2 protein-coding genes are annotated in these 1,253 nt (G+C 60.0%); both read right to left on the reverse strand.

The features are described from left to right. The coding region (locus EN935_RS42975; RefSeq protein ID WP_164771707.1) for a nitrilase-related carbon-nitrogen hydrolase at positions 1-145 on the reverse strand (145 nt) is incomplete at its 3' end. Positions 146-274: 129 nt separating this feature from the next. Continuing rightward, the gene (locus EN935_RS36495; RefSeq protein ID WP_127264607.1) at positions 275-991 is read right to left on the reverse strand and encodes a DNA-3-methyladenine glycosylase I; all 717 of its coding nucleotides are present in this window, start codon (positions 989-991) and stop codon (positions 275-277) included. Between the last annotated feature and the right edge of the window lie 262 nt (positions 992-1,253).

Genomic DNA, 1,253 nt, shown 5'->3' on the forward strand with positions numbered 1-1,253 from the left:
GCTCGGTGTAGAGCACGAGATCGGCGCCCTGGCGGGCGGCATCCGCCCTCGCCTCGCGGGCCTTGGCGAGATTGCCAGCAATGTCGCCAACAGTCGGATTGAGCTGGGCAACGGCGATGCGCAGGATGTCGAGTTTCTTGGTCATGTCTGCTGACTTAGCGCGGCAAATTTCGCCGGGCAATGGCGTTCGTTTGGACCACTTCGGACGATTGACGTACGTCAATCGTGCCCCCGACCGAATGACTAATGTCATTCGTGGCCAGGCAGCCTTGTATCAGTCGTCGCCCATATATTCGCGCAAGGCTTGCGGCGAATGGTTGTCACCGATCGACATCGCCAGGATGCGAGAAATATGCCGGCGCGGCAGACCCGTCTCCGCCGCCCATTGATTGATTTGCCTCTGGATCTTGTCCAGGTCCTTCTTCGAGGTCGGGCTTTCGGCGATGTCGAGGCCCGCGTCGCGCAGAGCCGCGGCCATATCGCCCGATATGACAAAGGCATCCCAGCCCAGCCAGCGCAGAAAATACTGGCCGGTGTTGCCGCCGAGCCGGCTGCCATGCTTGCCGAGGTAAGCCATCAGCCCGACCTGATCATCAGCCGGCCAGTTGGCGAGGAATTCGCCGAAGCCGCCATGCTCCTTCGACACGCGCTCGACGAAGGCAGCATTGTCGCGAACGGATTTGATCTTCTGCGGATTGCGCACGATGCGCTGATCGGAAGCCAGATCGTGCCAGAAATCATCGGGCTGGAACAACAGCCGCTTCGGCTCGAAACGCAGGAATGCCTCTTCGAAGCCTGGCCATTTCTGTTCGATGACTCGCCAGACGAAACCGGCGGCAAAGACGCGCTCGGCCATAACAGACAGAATGCGATTGTCCGCAATGTCAGCCACGGCGGCATTGTCGGGCACCGGACCCAGCAGTGACGTCAGTTCCTCCTCGCCGCCTTTGCGTTTTGCAGCGCGTGCGCGGATTTTCTTGAAATCGGGCATTCTGCTTGCATCCTCACGTCGTGCTTTTGACGAACCGGCATCTTCCTATATGGAAACCAGGCTGCCAAGCCGATGCTTTATATGGAGACATCCATGAACAAGACCGTGCCGGAACTGGCCAATCGCTGGCTGAGGCGAAACCCGGAGAATTTGAGCGAGCTTGAGAGGCGGGTGCTGCAGAGCACCGTCGACCGCAAGCCCATATCGCAGGACATCAACGACAGTCTTGCCGGCCTTCAGGGCGCGGGCGACCGTATCGCCG

Origin of the sequence: Mesorhizobium sp. M7D.F.Ca.US.004.03.1.1 (assembly GCF_003998635.1) — a bacterium.
Lineage (GTDB): Bacteria > Pseudomonadota > Alphaproteobacteria > Rhizobiales > Rhizobiaceae > Mesorhizobium > Mesorhizobium loti.

What these genes read in the sequence shown, in the direction of transcription:
- EN935_RS36495 (WP_127264607.1), bottom strand. Translation starts at nt 991, where the DNA reads ATGCCCGATTTCAAGAAAATCCGCGCACGCGCTGCAAAACGCAAAGGC.